Below are 15,171 nucleotides of genomic sequence, written 5' to 3' on the forward strand. Positions count from 1 at the left end.
GCGGGTAGTTTATTGTTTCGTTCGCAAGCGAACTCAACTGACTAAAGTCATCAATTAAAATATAAGCCGGTATTACCCGGCTTATATCAAAAAATTAATATTCTATGAATTTTTCGGATTTGCATCCGCAAATTGGACATGCATCGATTTTTTCAAATCCTATGTATCCGCAAACTGGGCATAGTAATATTTCTTCTACTTCTAAGTCTTTTCCACCATCAACGAATTCTTTTGCTTTTCCGAATCTTTCAGCGTGAACTTTTTCTGCTTCTACAGCAAATCTCATAGCTCTTACTGCTTCTTTTTCTTCTTGCATTTCAGCTACTTCTATGTAAGCTGGGTACATTTCAGTTGCTTCGAAGATTTCTCCGTTTCTAGCTCCTTCTAAGTTTTCAGAAGTGCTTCCAATTCCGAAACCAGCCATGCTAGTTACTGCGAAATCACCGTGAACATCTTTTAATGCATCAAAGTGTAATGCAGCGTGGATTTTTTCAGCATCAGCTGTAGCGTTGAACAATCTAGCAACATTTTTAAAACCGTCTTTTTCAGCTTTATTCCCCCAAATGTTGTATCTGTTTCTTGCTTGAGATTCTCCTCCAAATGCTGATTGTAAATTTGCTTGTGTCATCATTTTCATATCAAAATACCCCCTAAATTATTTTATATATATATTATATCACATTGATACCAAACAATGAATACAGATTGTAATAATTACAAATTATCTCATTCTACTTACTATAACTTTTCGTCTTAAATCCTGATGTGAATCGCTATCTTCTTTTAATTTATCCATCCACATTAATGATTTGCCAGTTCCCCTAACAACTGCAGTGATTGGTCCATCTACAATTCTGGCATTCACACCAATTCTTTCAGAAATCAATTTATCCAATCCTTTGAGTAGGCTTCCTCCACCACTCATGATAATTCCTCTTTCGTAAACATCTGCTGCCAATTCTGCAGGAGTTTGTTCCAAAACTTCTTGGACAGTGTCCACGATTTTATCGATCGGTTTTTTCAACGCAACGGAGATATCCTTTGAGGAAACGTAAATGTGCATTGGCAATCCATTTACCAAATTCCTACCTTTGATTTCATACAACTCTCCGTCGTCTCTTGGATATGCACTACCTACATTGATTTTAACTTTTTCCGCTGTCGATTCCCCAATAATCATGTTGTATTTTGTCTGAACAAAATCTTGAATTCTTTTGTCAAATTCGTCCCCTGCAACAGGAATGGATTTGTTGATTACAATTCCACCCATGGAAATCACGGCAACATCAGTAGTACCTCCTCCAATATCCACTACAATATTTCCTCTTGCATCTGTTACATCAATTCCCGATCCTATAGCTGCTGCTAGTGGTTCTTCGATTAAATAAGTATTATAAGCTCCTGCATATTTTGCCGCTTGAATAACTGCACGTCGTTGTACTTGAGTGATTTGACTTGGAACACAAATCAAAACCTCAGGTCTAATCAAGGATTTCCCCAAAGTTTTTCTGAGCAAATAGGAAATAATCTTTTCTGTAGAATTGAAATCTGCAACCACACCATCTTTTAGTGGTTTTTTTGCGATAATATTTCCTGGAGTTCTTCCCAAAATTTTCTTAGCATCTTTACCAACAGAAATGATTTTGGAATTAAAACTATTCATCGCAACAACTGATGGCTCATTCAGTACAACTCCTTTATTAGGTAGATACACAAGAACAGATGCCGTTCCCAAATCTATTGCTATTTTTCTTCTAAAATTCATATAATCACCTATAAATCTTTTTTGTTAAGTATACAAACGCTGTTAGCAGTGATGCCTTCACATCTACCTTCAAAACCAAGTTGTTCTGTTGTTGTCGCCTTTACAGAAACATTAAATGTATTAGTGTGCAAATCTTGTGCGATATTTTCTCTCATAGTATCAATATAATCTCTAAGTTTTGGTTTTTGGCAAGAAATCGTGCAATCAATATTTCCCACTTCATACCCCATATCATCCATAATCTCAAAAACTTTTCTAAGTAATACTCTGGAATCAATGTCCTTGTATTTCATATCAGTATCAGGAAATAATTTTCCAATATCTCCAAGGCAAAGCGCTCCACATATAGCATCCATTATCGCATGAATCAAAACATCTGCATCACTGTGACCCAAAAGTCCCTTGTCATGTGGTATCTCCACTCCGCCTAATATTAATTTTCTATCTTCAACAAGCTTATGAACGTCTAACCCAAAACCTATTCTCATTCATTTTCTCTCTTTCTTGCAATTAATTCTCCAAATAACAAATCCTCTTGAGTTGTTATTTTGATGTTAGAATAATCGCCTTTAATTATCTTTACTTTTTTGCCGACGATTTCAAGCAAAGATGAATCGTCAGTTACATTTATTTTTTCGTCAAATACTAATTTGTAAGCATCTTTAATGGATTTATATTTGAAAACTTGTGGAGTTTGTGCCATATACAAATGTGCCCTGTTAGGAGTGTTAACCACTCTCATATCATCATCGACATATTTTATCGTATCCTTCGCTCCAACGCTCACAACAAGACCATCGTAATCACCGATGGATTCGATAGCTTCAAGAATTTTTTCTCGTCTTATAAATGGTCTAGCCGCATCGTGACTGATTATCAAATCACAATTTTCACTGACTTTATTCAACCCATTATATGTAGATTTTTCTCTTGTATCGCCACCAGTAGCAATTATGATATCTCTGTAGCCTTTTTCTTTAATAAATTTTCTTACAAATTCTTCATCTTCTTCTCTGATTACAAGAATGAACTCTCTTATTTCATCGATAGATTGAAATACATCCAATGTCATCTCCAAAATCATTTTATCTCTTATTTTCAAAAACTGTTTCGGAATTTTATTATTCATTCTTTGAGAGGAGCCAGCAGCTGTAATAATAGCTGAAATATATTTATCCATACAACACCTCATTATTATTATATCAAAAAATGAACTTAATTAAAAAAATATACAATTTCAATAAAAAAAGAGAACTACCTAATGTAGCTCTCAAAATATTAATTATCCTTTTCATCTGATTTCTTAGCAAAAATCATTTTCCCTGCAGAAGTTTGAAGAACACTTGTAACAGTACATTCGATAACTTGTCCCAAATATTTCTTGCCATCTTCCACTACAATCATCGTACCATCGTCTAAGTATCCGATACCTTGATTGTTTTCTCGTCCTTCTTTTATAATTGACACATTAATTGGTTCGCCCGCTATAAAAACAGGTCTCATTGCATTTGCCAAATCATTTATGTTAAACACGAAAACTTCTTGCAAGTTTGCAACCTTATTCAAATTATAGTCGTTAGTAAGTAAATTTGCATTCAATTCTTCTGACATTTTAACGAGCATTGAATCAACTTTGTCGATATTTGGATATCTTTTATCAACTACTTTGACTTTGTCTTTGTAGTCAGTTTGCATAGTTTTTAAAATATCCAATCCACGTCTTCCTTTTTGCCTTCTTAAATAATTATCAGAATCAGCTATATGTTGCAGTTCTTCGATAACAAATATTGGAATAATCAGAGTTCCTTCTAAAAACCCAGTCTTCAGTATATCGATAATTCTACCGTCGATGATAGTAGAAGTATCTACGATTTTGGGTCTAACTTTGCTATCTTTGCTTGGTATTCTTATACCTGATTTTTCTTTTGTTTTAATTCTTTCGAAAAAAGTTAAGAAATCATCGTGATAATTGAGTGCAAGCTTCGCCCCCAAAAATCCCATTCCAATATAAAATACGATCTCAAAAATAACCGTCAATACAGTTCCTATCCCCGGAATATTTAATTTTAACAACGGCTGTGATATCAAAAAAGCTAGGATAAGCCCTACCACAAGACCAATAGTTCCAATAATAATATCGACCAGAGAGAACTTTTTAAGTGAATCTTCAATAGATTCTATCAATTTCAATTCTACTGATATGAATTTCGGAGCCAAAGCATAAAATATAAATCCAAAAACAACTGCTGCTGCAATCATACAAATTATCTTGATAATCAAACCTGTTGATTTATCAATAAAATTATTGAATATAGCATTAGCAAATATAATTCCTAAAATAGCTCCGATGATAGATATCAGGATTGACATCCCTCGTCTGAACAAAACATTAATCCTCCTTTCAAAATATTTTAGTCCAAATCAATCAATTCATTCACCATGCTTTCAGCTTTTGATGGTTTAATATCCAAGCTGCTTGCTATTTCGCTAATAAGCATTTTTCTGGAGGTATTTAGCACTTTCTTTTCAATCATGGATAGGCCTTTTTTTGAATCCAGTTCATATAATCCCTTATACACAATTGCAGTTTCTTTTATATCTCCGGTTCTCAATTTTTCAAGATTTTCTTTGTACCTTTTATTCCAATTAGAAGGAAATTTTACTGGACTATTCTCTAAAATATCTCTTAAAGAATGAATGGTCTCTTCTTTAGCGACAAATCTTATTCCCATATCATTTATCTTATCTACAGGTATAGAGATTTTCATTTCCCCCATTGGCATTTTCAAAATATAATAATCTTTTTTAACTCCCAAGACCTCTTTATTTTGTACTTCGGTAATTATGCCTGCACCGTGCATAGGATAAACAATCTTATCGCCTATTTTAAACATACTATCACCTCACCTTATATTATAGCTTAATAATAATTTAAATTCAATAATAAAACTTTTAATTATATCATATCTTGTTTTTTTGTCAATTAAAAAAGACGATGAATTTTCATCGCCTAATTTTCGTAGTAATATATTAATTTAAAATTGTAACTCTTACAGTTCTTCTTCCCCAATTATTGCTTTGAGATTTTGAACCAAATACTAAGTCGATTCTATTTCCTTTGATAGCTCCACCAGTATCTTCAGCTCTTGCGTATCCATATCCTTCAATGTACAATCTTGTTCCCAAAGGAATTACATTAGGGTCAACAGCTGCTACACCGTATCTAATAGCTGTTCCCATTGCTGTTGTAGAATATCCACCATTTTCAGCAGGATCAGAAGTATAAGCAGTAGATCTCATTGTAATAGTTCTTCCTGAAACATTTTGAGGTGCTGATTGTTGTTGTTTTTCTTTTTTAGCTCTTTCTTCTTGTTCTTTTTTTCTTTTTTCAGCAAGTTTTTGAGCTTGAATTTTTCTTTCCTTTGCAAGTCTTTTATCTCTATCTTTAGGTGATTCCTTTGTTGTGTTTTTAGCTGTAATATAAGCTGTTCTTCCAAAATAAGTAATTCTTAAATTATCTTCATCAATGTGACCTTTGATTTCTGAGTCTTTGTCAATTGCTCCCAATTCTTTTGCTTCTTTTTCTTCTTTTGAATCAAATACTTTAGTTTCTTCGTTAACCCATCCTTCAAACTTATTTGGATCTGGTTTAACTTCTTTTTGTGACAAATATGATTTGTAAATAAAACCTTCGATATTCTTCTTATCTTGTGTAAAAGTTACTTTTGCAAAAACTTCTCCAATTTTTTCAACTTTTACAGCGTCGCCTTGTTCTAATTCTCCGATTATTTTACTGTGTTCATTTTCCTCTTTAAACAAATCTGTATCATCATTTATCCAATATTTTTTTGATTGTGTATTTTCACTTGATTTTTGTTCTACTTTAACATTATTCAAATCTTTTGCTTGTGAATTTGATGGTACAAATGCTAATAAGCTTGTCATAATGACAACAGAAGAATTTAAAATTAACTTTCTAAAACTCATTTGTATCTCCTCTTTCTTTCGTTTAGATTTTTTCTTATTTTTTACTACCCGGCTATTTTATACAACCCAGAAAAATAATTCAAGAAAAAGAGATATGTTTTTTATCATTTTAACGATACTCGTTTTCATTAGACTGTTTTGTATCTATTCGCTCAAAATTAATAAATGTTAAATGCTTGAAAATAAGGGGTTACAAAAAGGTTACAGTGAGTTTTAAAATCATTTGTTTATTGAGTACAACAGTTTAAAATATTACATTTTTGTAATATTTAGTGTGTTTTTAGTCATATTTCCTAAAATTTTCTAAATTTCACGAAAAAATCCCTATGTGAATTAACTAAAATAAAACATTTAGATAATAAACATAGGGATTGTTAAGAGTTTTTTAAATTTAAATATCGATAATTTAAAGTTCTCCCAGTTCCTTTTTTAATTCATACACAAGTTTATTTTCGACCTTATCTATATCCATTACAAAATTCATTAAACCTCCAAACAGTGATTTGTTGTGAAGTTTCATATCCACATCGACAAAACTACCTAAATTGGTGTCTCCAAAATCAAAATTCAAATACCCATCTATGGTTTTAGAATTCAAATCGATGTACATTTTTTCGTTTTCTACAAGCTCTTTAATCGTATAAGTCATAGAAACTCCCAAATTATCTATTACATATTGATTTTTAACTCCAGTAGGTTTTGAATTATCTAATAATCTATCTTTTATTGTTTGAAAAACTCTACTTCTATCCGATTTGAATTCTTCTCTTTTTTTTAGTTCACCCATTAATAATTTCCACCTTTCGTTTTATTATTTCGTCTAGTTTTTCTGAATAATCTCTTAAATTTTTGTAGTTTGTGTATTTTATTATATCATCTTTTATGATTTTAGAATTGGCAGTCATTCCAAAACCTATAATACTCTCCAATTCCTCATTGATTACAATATTGTATCTCGATGGATAATCCTTACAGTATCCGATATTTTCCATATTATTCAGGATGTTTTTCTGACGATACAAATAATACGGCTTGTAATCATTCTCCAAAGTCCATGCTTTTACAAGCTGCATTTGTTTTTCTGCAATATTTTCTTCAAAATTTGCTTTATCGTATTTTTGTGAATACTTGCTTCCATTTTTAATAGACAAAGTGTGAAACGTTATATTATCAGGCTGTAGTCGTCTTAAAATTTCTAGATTTTCTTTTGTATTAGTTACATCATCATACAATAATCCCAATATAAAATCCATATTCACGACAAATCCTAAGTTTTTGGCTTGAGTGTACAAATCAAGCAAATTATTATTATTTTGAATTCGCCCCATTTCTTTCAAAGCTTTTTCGTTAAAAGTTTGTGGATTAAGGCTAATTCTTGTCACCTTGTACTTTTTTAACAACTTCAACTTCTCATAATGCAAGCTATCTTCACGACCAGCTTCGAAAGTGTATTCCAGTAGTTCATCTGACACAAAACACTTTTCAATAACTTTCAAAAGCTTTTCTAGCATTATCTTATCCAAACTTGTCGGAGTTCCCCCTCCCACATAAATTGTTTTGATTTTATGCTTGTCGATACTCTTGGAAACTTCTGTGATTTCTTTTATTAAATATCCAAGATATTCTTCTCTTTTGTCGTTATTTTTATAAACTATTGTCGGGAAAGAACAATAATCGCATCTGCTAGGACAAAATGGAATATTGATATATATGTTATAGTTTTTCTCGTCAAAATCCATGGTAGACTGAATTTTGTCAATGTCTCGTAAAAGTTTCAAGTTTTCATCATTTATCAAATACATTCTACTTAATTCTTCATCGCTGTGATTTCTCAAAATCTTTGATGGCTTCGTTCCAGTTAGTATTCCCCAATCATTCGTATAATTGTATCGCAGTGAAAATAACTGATACAGTATTTTCTTCAGTTCTAGTCTAGTCTTAAATGTGTATTTTTTGTCTTTAATTACATAATCTGTTCCAACTACAAAATCACTCTGTCCAAATTCCAAATTTTGTTTAGAATCAAATATCGTAAAAATATCGATACATTCTTTTTGATATTTTTTATCTTCTAATTGTATTTTCATATTTTCTCAATTAAATAATCCGGCACATTTCTGAAACGAAAAATGCCGGGTTTTATTTATAAATCGTCTTCTATTATTGCTGACTTGGAATATGCTGATGGTTTTGCTTCGAAGAAATCCGTTTTGATTTTATTTGGATCAGAATATTCACTTACCCATTTCATCGATGGAATTTCTCTTTCGTAACCTGGATAGATAACCCCAAAACCAAGTCCTGTAGATCTCAAATTACCCAAATATTTGATGTAATCTTCAACCATTTTGATGGACAACCCTTGGATTTTTTCACCGATAACGTATTTTGCCCACGCTATTTCAGCTTCTGCACCTTGTTTAATCATTTCTTTGTATTGTGCATTCTTTTCGTCAGTGAATAATTCTGGACGTTCTTTCTTCAAATCCAAAATCATAGATCTAAACAACCACAAATGCGTGTTTTCATCTCTGTTAATGTATCTGATTTCTTGCACAGTTCCCGGCATTTTACCCATTCTTCCTAGATTGTAGAAGAACATAAAACCAGAATAGAAGTAAACTCCTTCTAGTATATAGTTAGCAATCAAAGCTTTCATGAAATTCTTTTCGCTTTTCTTTTCAAAAAAGTCGTTGTATTGGTCGCCAATAAATCTGTTTCTTTCTAATAAAAACTCATCGTCTTTCCATTGGTATAATATTTCTGTTCTTTCTTCAGGAGAACAAATAGTATCCAAAATATAACTGTAAGATTGTGAATGAATTGATTCTTGGAACGCTTGAATTGACAAACACAAGTTGATTTCATTAGCTGTAATGTATGCTTCTAAGTTTGGAAGTTGCGCTGTTTGCAAACTATCCAAATAAATCAAAAACGATAGAATTTTGTCGTAAGCAATCTTTTCGTCTTCTGATAAATTTCTGTAGTCTTTGATATCTTGATTCAAATTGATTTCTTCTGGAATCCAGAAGTTATTCATGGATTGTCTGTACCATTCACTTGTCCATGAGTATTTTATGTTGTTAAAATCGTTCAAGTTAGTAGTATTACCGTTAATTATTTTTCTTTTAGATAAATCAATATCTCCGTGTTCATTAAATAAACCACGTTTTTTTAATTCGTCCATTGCCCCTCCTAAATTTTTCATAATCATATTATATTCTATTTACAAAAAAATCGATAGCTTCGATATATCCATCGGCACCTTTTCCTTTAATAATTTTTTTAGCAAAAAGCGATACATAAGAAAGCTTTCTGAAATCTTCTCTCTCATCCACATCTGACAAATGCACTTCCACAGTGTCTATATTCACTGCTTTCAAAGCATCCAAAATAGCAACCGATGTGTGCGTATATGCTGCTGGATTTATCACAATTCCGTCTGCTTTTTGATAAGCACTTTGTATAATATCCACGATTTCTCCTTCGTGATTTGATTGATAAAATTCAACATCTATTTGTTTTTTTTTGCAGTACAATTTTATTTTGCTTTCAATATCTTTTAAAGTCAATGTCCCGTAAATATCAGGCTCTCTTATCCCCAGCATATTCAGATTTGGACCATTAATAATAAATAGTTTCATTAAAATCCTCCACGATTAGTTTGGCGGTTTTTTTTGCATTGTAATTGTTGAAATACTTATCGCTAAATCTTCGATACAAATAATTTCTGTTTTGTCTGATTTCATGCATAGTGTTTGATTTGTAAATCGGTCTGTTTTTTCGTGATAATTTATTGTTCGGTCTATCAATCCAATAGATTACAGAATTTTGATGAAGATAATAAAAATTCTTCTTCACAGTCACAGCTCCACCACCAGTTGCAATAACCAAGTTCTTTTCTTTGGAAAATTCTTCTAATACTTCGGATTCGATTTCTCTGAAATATTTTTCACCTTTTAGTGCAAAAATATCGTTAATATTACCATATCTTTGTGTGATGATTTTATCTATATCTACAAACTTTTTGTCGATTGTTTTTGCAATTATTTTCGCAACGGTACTTTTGCCACATCCAGGCATTCCAACCAGTGCAATATTCATGTTTTTCGTTCTAATTTTCTGTACGATATTTTCTACAACATCACAGTCGATTTTTTTCGAAGTGAAAATCTCACAAGCTTTTACAGCTTGATACACCAACATTCTCAACCCATTGTCGTTTGCTATTCTAAGTCTATCACAATCCATCAACAAAGAAGTTTTATTAGGATTGTAAATCACATCAAACACAGCCTTTGGTTTGATTTTGTTAATTTTGACAACTGATTTTAAATTATTGGGATACATTCCAACTGGAGTAGCATTAATCAAAACGTCACAGTTTTTGTAATAATCTATATCTTCAAACTTGTGCTCACCTTTTCTCGAAATTACTTTAATGGTTTTCGCTTGAAGCCTTTTCGCACATTCTACGGCAGTTTTGCTAGTCGCACCATCTCCTAAAATCACGACTTCTTTTCCTTTTAAATCGATAATTCGACTAATCATGTATTCCATTCCATCGATATCAGTGTTGTAGCCTTTGATAGTATCGGTGAATTTGATTGTGTTTACACAGCCGATTTTTTTAGCATCTTCACTCATTTCATCTAAATATTTTATTACATCTTCTTTGTAGGGAATGGTTACATTTATCCCATTGATATCTTTTCTTTTGAAAAATCTATCCAAATCATTTTCTTCAAAATACTCGTACTTGTAATACCCCAATAATTCGTGAATTTCTTTTGAATAACTATGTTTTAAAGTTTGTCCTAATAGTCCGTATTTCATTTCAAATTATCCTGGATTTTTTTTGATTCTAGTATAATTTTGTATTCGACCTCTTTTATATTATCGGAGAATTTAAAATGATTATTGTCGATTTTTTCGAAAATTTCCTTTTCTCTTGATTTATCCTCTGTTTCGATATTGTTTTTCGATTTAAAATCCCCTATTTCAGAGCAAATCTCAAATCTTTTTTCTAATAATTTTGCAATTTCAGAATCTATTTTATCTATTTCATTTCTAAATCTTTCCATCCATACTCCCTTAATAAGTCGTAAATCACAAATGCAGTGATTGATTCCATCACGCTTACAGCCCTTATTCCAATGCTTGGATCGTGTCGTCCTTCAACAGTAAGCTTAGTATTTGTTTTGTTTTTCAAATCAACAGTATCTTGTGTCAATCCAATCGATGCTGGTGGTTTGAAGGTGACAATAGAAGTTATTGGCATTCCCGTCGAAATTCCTCCCAGTATTCCACCGTTATAATTCGTTTTGGTTTTAATTTGTTCGTTTTCTATATAATAGCAGTCATTCACATTTGACGCATTTGAAGTGTCAAATGATTTTCCCAAACCAAATTCTACAGATTTTACAGCTCCAATTCCAAAATAAGCCTGTGATAACCTCGATTCAATAGAATCAAACAGTGTATCCCCGACTCCCGCTCTCAAATTATACACTACTGTTTCAACACTTGACCCAATGGAATCTTTTTTATCTCTCAAATCGTCAATTTTCTTATCAATTTTGGCAATTATCTCATCGTTGATTACTTCAATAGTTTTACTATTCAAGTAACTGTAATCTGTAAATTGTAATTCATCGAATTTTTCATCGACAATATCACCAAGAGAATACAAATGACTGAACACATATACTTCGTGTTTTTTCAAAATTTCTTTTGCTATAAATCCTGCAACGTTTATGACCGCTGTTAGCCTACCCGAAAAATGTCCACTACCATTGATATCGTTAAACCCATCGAATCTAACTGTCGCTGGATAATCTGCGTGAGATGGTCTAGGTGTGTTGTAAATATTTGAATAATCTTTTGAATGGTGGTCTGAGTTTTTTATTATAAAAGAAAGTGGTGCTCCAGTTGTCGTATCATTCATAACTCCAGATACAAATTCTACCTCATCAGATTCTTTTCTAAGTGTCGTGTTGGATTTACCGGGAGATCTTCTTTTCATGTGAAGTCTCAATCTTTCATAATCGATTTTAATTCCCGGCTCAACTCCGTCAATCACTCCACCAATCATGCTACCATGGGATTCTCCCCACACAGTTAATCTCACTAATTTACCTATAGATGACATTGCTGCCCAACCTTTCTAAATCTTCAAAAAAAGATGGATAAGATTTGTTCACAGCTTCCCAATCTTTTATTTCTACTTCCTTCGTAATTACAGATGCTATCGCTGCTGCCATAACAATTCTGTGATCGTCAAAGGAATTTACAACTGTTGGTTTAATTTCTGATTTATTAATCAATAAGTTATCTCCATCTATTTCGCAATCGACTCCAAATGATTTAAGCATTTCATAAGTTGATTGAATTCTATCGGATTCTTTTAGTCTCAATCTATTTGCGTTCTTGATTACTGATTTCTCACATTTTTGTGACAAAACCAATCCCAAAATCACGAACAAATCCGGTGTTTGCGATATATCTATTTCAATATAATCTTTGTTGTTTTCTATTTTTCCCAATAATTCAACTATTTTCTTGTCTCCTTGCACTGAATTATAGTTCAAATTTTCAACATTTACATCTGCTCCTAGTGCGTTTGCACACAAGAAAAAAGCTGCGTTGGACCAATCACCTTCAACGCAAATTCTACCAGGTGATTTCAAAGCCCCAGGTTTTACGATAACTTTATCTGACAAAATCTCAGAATCAACACCAAAAGTTTTCAAACATTCTTGTGTGATTTTGATATAACCTGTAGATTCCATTTTTGATGTTATTTTGATTTCGCAGCCACCAATAAGCGGTGCAATCATCATAATCGCAGAAATATATTGACTAGAAACATCTCCAGGAAATTCAAAATCAATTTTGTGAAAAGTTCCATCAACTGTAAATGGAAGCTTGTCTGCACTAAAAGTAAGCCCCGACAATTTTAATTGATCCATCAATTCCTTTATTGGTCTATCTTGCAGTCTTCCACTACATTTGATGTTTGTCTTTTGAGATAAGAAACTCACCAATGGTAACAGAAATCTCAAAGTTGACCCAGAATCATTCACATTGATATCAGACACATCTTTTTGAAAAAAAGAAGGATGAACTGTAACTTCATTTTCGTTAATTTCTATCTTTACTCCCAAATTTCTCAAGCAATCAATAGTTGTCATTATATCATTCGAAAATTCATTGATAATAATAGTTGTATCTATATCTGCTACACTTGCCAAAATCAAAAACCTGTGTGCAAATGATTTGGAAGATATAGCGTCCACCGTTCCTTGTAATTTGTCCGTTTTAATCTTCATAAATATCACTCAAAACCTTTTTGTAATCCGATTTGTTCATACTCAAAACCGTACAGTCTCCAATTTCTTCAGAAACTATCAAACTAATCATATCTTTTGTGTTCTTCTTGTCGCGAAGAGTCACATCGTACACATCATCTACAGAATATTCGTAATTTTCATTTAAATTATACATTTTCAAAACTTCTAATATTTTGTCGTAGTCATTGCTGTATTTTTTCGCCATACATTTCATTCCATAAGCCACAGCATGACCGTGCATAATGTTGTAATCGGACAGTTTTTCTACCGCGTGTCCTAGAGTATGACCATAATTTAATAATCTTCGTAAGTTTTTTTCTAATTTATCTTGTAATACAATATCTTTTTTGATGCTGATACATATCTCCACAATTTCAGATAAATTACTTTTTTTCGTAAATCTTTTTGCACTTATCATGTCGAATAATTCTTCATCGAAACAAATCGCGTATTTGATTATCTCTCCAAAGCCATCTTCAAATACGTAATCATCTAATGTTTTCAGTAAAAGTGGGTCGATAATGCAAAGCGCGGGATCTTTAAAGGCACCAATCAAGTTTTTTCCAGCAGGTAAGTCAATTCCAGTCTTTGAGCCTACAGAAGAATCCACCATCGACAAAACAGTTGTAGGGATTTGTATGAAATCAATTCCTCTCATGAAAGTCGCAGCGACAAATCCAGCCAAATCACCGACAACTCCTCCACCAAAAGCAATCACTGTGTCATTTCTGTGATAAGACAAACTCATATAATTCATTATTTTTTCGTATTCAGACAAGCTTTTTGAAGATTCACCAGGTTTAATCACATAGAATTCGTGCTCAATTTCCAAGTCATCTAGCAAAATATCCAATGTTTTGTGATGGTATCTGTCCACATTCTCATCCGTAATAACAATCGCCTTGGATTTTATAAAATTTTTCAAATAATCTCTTGATTGATTTAAAGCATCTAATCCAATCATGCAGTCGTAATTATTCGCACTTATCACTGAATACATTGTCTTAATTTCCTTACTTTTTTCATTATTGTTCTAAATCGTTCACAAGTGACAGATTGTGGTCCATCGCTAAGTGCATTTTCAGGATCATTGTGGACTTCAATCATAAGTCCATCACAGCCTGCCGCAGTTGATGCAAGTGATAGTGGTTCAATCAAAGTGTATTTGCCACTAGCATGTGATGGATCCATTATTATTGGCAATTGGGACAATTCCTTCATAACAGAAATCGCTGAAATATCCAAAGTATTTCTAGTATAAGATTCGAATGTTCTAATTCCTCTCTCACACAACACAACATTTTCATTGCCACCAGTCATGATGTACTCTGCGCTCATTATCCATTCCTTGTAAGTAGCACTCAAACCTCTCTTTAGTAAAATCGGCTTATCTGAATGTCCCAACTCTTTAAGCAAGGAATAATTTTGCATATTTCTAGCTCCAACTTGCAACATATCGACATCGTTGAAGTAATCCAAATCAGACAAATCCATTACCTCTGTAATAATCGGAAGTCCTGTTTCTTTTTTTGCTTGGATTAATAAATCAATCCCTTTTTTACCAAGTCCTTGAAAAGCATAAGGCGATGATCTTGGCTTAAATGCACCACCTCTAAGAATATTCGCTCCGTTTTCTTTAACACTTTTTGCAATCGTGATGATTTGTTCTTCACTTTCAACAGAGCAAGGTCCAGCCATTACACAGAAATTTCCGTCACCGATTTTGACACCGCCCACATCAACAATTTTAGGCTGTGGATGATATTTCTTGTTCGCTTTACTGAAAGGTTCTTCAATTCGTATTACCTTGTCTACAATGTCGAAACGAGAAATCAACTTCTCATCGATACTTGATGTGTCTCCTATCAATGAAATAATTGTATATCTATCTCCAACAGTTTCATCAACTCTTACATTTTGTTGATTCAAAAAATCTATTAATTTTTTTACTTCCTTTTCGTTAGGATTTCTTTTTAATTTTACTATCATAATTTTCTCCGATAATCTTATTCTATTAATAGTATATCAAAACTGAGAAATTTAGTATAATATAAGTAGAGAAAAATA

General features: G+C 32.3%; 17 protein-coding genes. All 17 read right to left on the minus strand.

The window, feature by feature from the left end:
* Positions 1-94: 94 nt before the first annotated feature.
* Complete coding sequence (locus ACLUJM_RS08220; protein ID WP_094206066.1) at positions 95-637, minus strand: rubrerythrin family protein; 543 nt, start codon at positions 635-637, stop codon at positions 95-97.
* Between the two features lie 84 nt (positions 638-721).
* Positions 722-1,765 (minus strand): rod shape-determining protein, encoded by a 1,044-nt coding sequence (locus ACLUJM_RS08225; protein ID WP_294684168.1) that lies wholly within the window; start codon positions 1,763-1,765, stop codon positions 722-724.
* 8 nt (positions 1,766-1,773) lie between these two features.
* Positions 1,774-2,253, minus strand: a complete 480-nt coding sequence (ispF, locus tag ACLUJM_RS08230) for a 2-C-methyl-D-erythritol 2,4-cyclodiphosphate synthase (RefSeq protein WP_294684167.1) — start codon at positions 2,251-2,253, stop codon at positions 1,774-1,776.
* Positions 2,250-2,945, minus strand: coding sequence for a 2-C-methyl-D-erythritol 4-phosphate cytidylyltransferase (gene ispD / locus ACLUJM_RS08235; protein ID WP_294684166.1), 696 nt, complete (start codon positions 2,943-2,945; stop codon positions 2,250-2,252). The genes ispF and ispD overlap by 4 nt, the downstream gene beginning before the upstream one ends.
* A gap of 98 nt (positions 2,946-3,043) precedes the next feature.
* Positions 3,044-4,150, minus strand: a complete 1,107-nt coding sequence (locus tag ACLUJM_RS08240; protein ID WP_412412614.1) for a PIN/TRAM domain-containing protein — start codon at positions 4,148-4,150, stop codon at positions 3,044-3,046.
* 26 nt (positions 4,151-4,176) lie between these two features.
* The gene (locus ACLUJM_RS08245; RefSeq protein ID WP_412412615.1) at positions 4,177-4,659 is read right to left on the minus strand and encodes a CarD family transcriptional regulator; all 483 of its coding nucleotides are present in this window, start codon (positions 4,657-4,659) and stop codon (positions 4,177-4,179) included.
* A 136-nt stretch (positions 4,660-4,795) separates the two neighbouring features.
* Positions 4,796-5,752, minus strand: coding sequence for a 3D domain-containing protein (locus ACLUJM_RS08250; RefSeq protein WP_294685005.1), 957 nt, complete (start codon positions 5,750-5,752; stop codon positions 4,796-4,798).
* Positions 5,753-6,158: 406 nt separating this feature from the next.
* The gene (locus ACLUJM_RS08255; protein WP_294685007.1) at positions 6,159-6,539 is read right to left on the minus strand and encodes a hypothetical protein; all 381 of its coding nucleotides are present in this window, start codon (positions 6,537-6,539) and stop codon (positions 6,159-6,161) included.
* Positions 6,532-7,839: a coproporphyrinogen III oxidase gene (locus ACLUJM_RS08260; protein ID WP_294685008.1), complete on the minus strand. Its 1,308-nt coding sequence runs from the start codon at positions 7,837-7,839 to the stop codon at positions 6,532-6,534. The genes ACLUJM_RS08255 and ACLUJM_RS08260 overlap by 8 nt, the downstream gene beginning before the upstream one ends.
* 56 nt (positions 7,840-7,895) lie before the next feature.
* A complete protein-coding gene (locus tag ACLUJM_RS08265; protein ID WP_294685009.1) occupies positions 7,896-8,939 on the minus strand; it encodes a ribonucleotide-diphosphate reductase subunit beta in 1,044 nt (347 codons plus the stop codon).
* A gap of 28 nt (positions 8,940-8,967) precedes the next feature.
* A complete protein-coding gene (aroQ, locus tag ACLUJM_RS08270) occupies positions 8,968-9,396 on the minus strand; it encodes a type II 3-dehydroquinate dehydratase (RefSeq protein ID WP_294685010.1) in 429 nt (142 codons plus the stop codon).
* Positions 9,377-10,588 carry a shikimate kinase gene (locus ACLUJM_RS08275; protein ID WP_294685011.1) on the minus strand — a complete coding sequence of 404 codons (1,212 nt, stop codon included), beginning with the start codon at positions 10,586-10,588 and terminating at the stop codon, positions 9,377-9,379. The genes aroQ and ACLUJM_RS08275 overlap by 20 nt, the downstream gene beginning before the upstream one ends.
* Positions 10,585-10,836 carry a chorismate mutase gene (locus ACLUJM_RS08280; protein ID WP_294685012.1) on the minus strand — a complete coding sequence of 84 codons (252 nt, stop codon included), beginning with the start codon at positions 10,834-10,836 and terminating at the stop codon, positions 10,585-10,587. The genes ACLUJM_RS08275 and ACLUJM_RS08280 overlap by 4 nt, the downstream gene beginning before the upstream one ends.
* A complete protein-coding gene (aroC, locus tag ACLUJM_RS08285; RefSeq protein ID WP_294685013.1) occupies positions 10,812-11,903 on the minus strand; it encodes a chorismate synthase in 1,092 nt (363 codons plus the stop codon). Before aroC ends, ACLUJM_RS08280 begins: the two co-directional genes overlap by 25 nt.
* Entirely contained in the window at positions 11,887-13,083 is a 1,197-nt protein-coding gene (gene aroA / locus ACLUJM_RS08290) for a 3-phosphoshikimate 1-carboxyvinyltransferase (RefSeq protein ID WP_412412616.1), read from the minus strand. The genes aroC and aroA overlap by 17 nt, the downstream gene beginning before the upstream one ends.
* Positions 13,073-14,104, minus strand: coding sequence for a 3-dehydroquinate synthase (gene aroB / locus ACLUJM_RS08295; RefSeq protein WP_294685016.1), 1,032 nt, complete (start codon positions 14,102-14,104; stop codon positions 13,073-13,075). Before aroB ends, aroA begins: the two co-directional genes overlap by 11 nt.
* Positions 14,092-15,093, minus strand: coding sequence for a 3-deoxy-7-phosphoheptulonate synthase (aroF, locus tag ACLUJM_RS08300; RefSeq protein WP_294685017.1), 1,002 nt, complete (start codon positions 15,091-15,093; stop codon positions 14,092-14,094). The genes aroB and aroF overlap by 13 nt, the downstream gene beginning before the upstream one ends.
* Positions 15,094-15,171: the final 78 nt, after the last annotated feature.

Source organism: Finegoldia sp., from assembly GCF_046991905.1.
Lineage (GTDB): Bacteria > Bacillota > Clostridia > Tissierellales > Peptoniphilaceae > Finegoldia.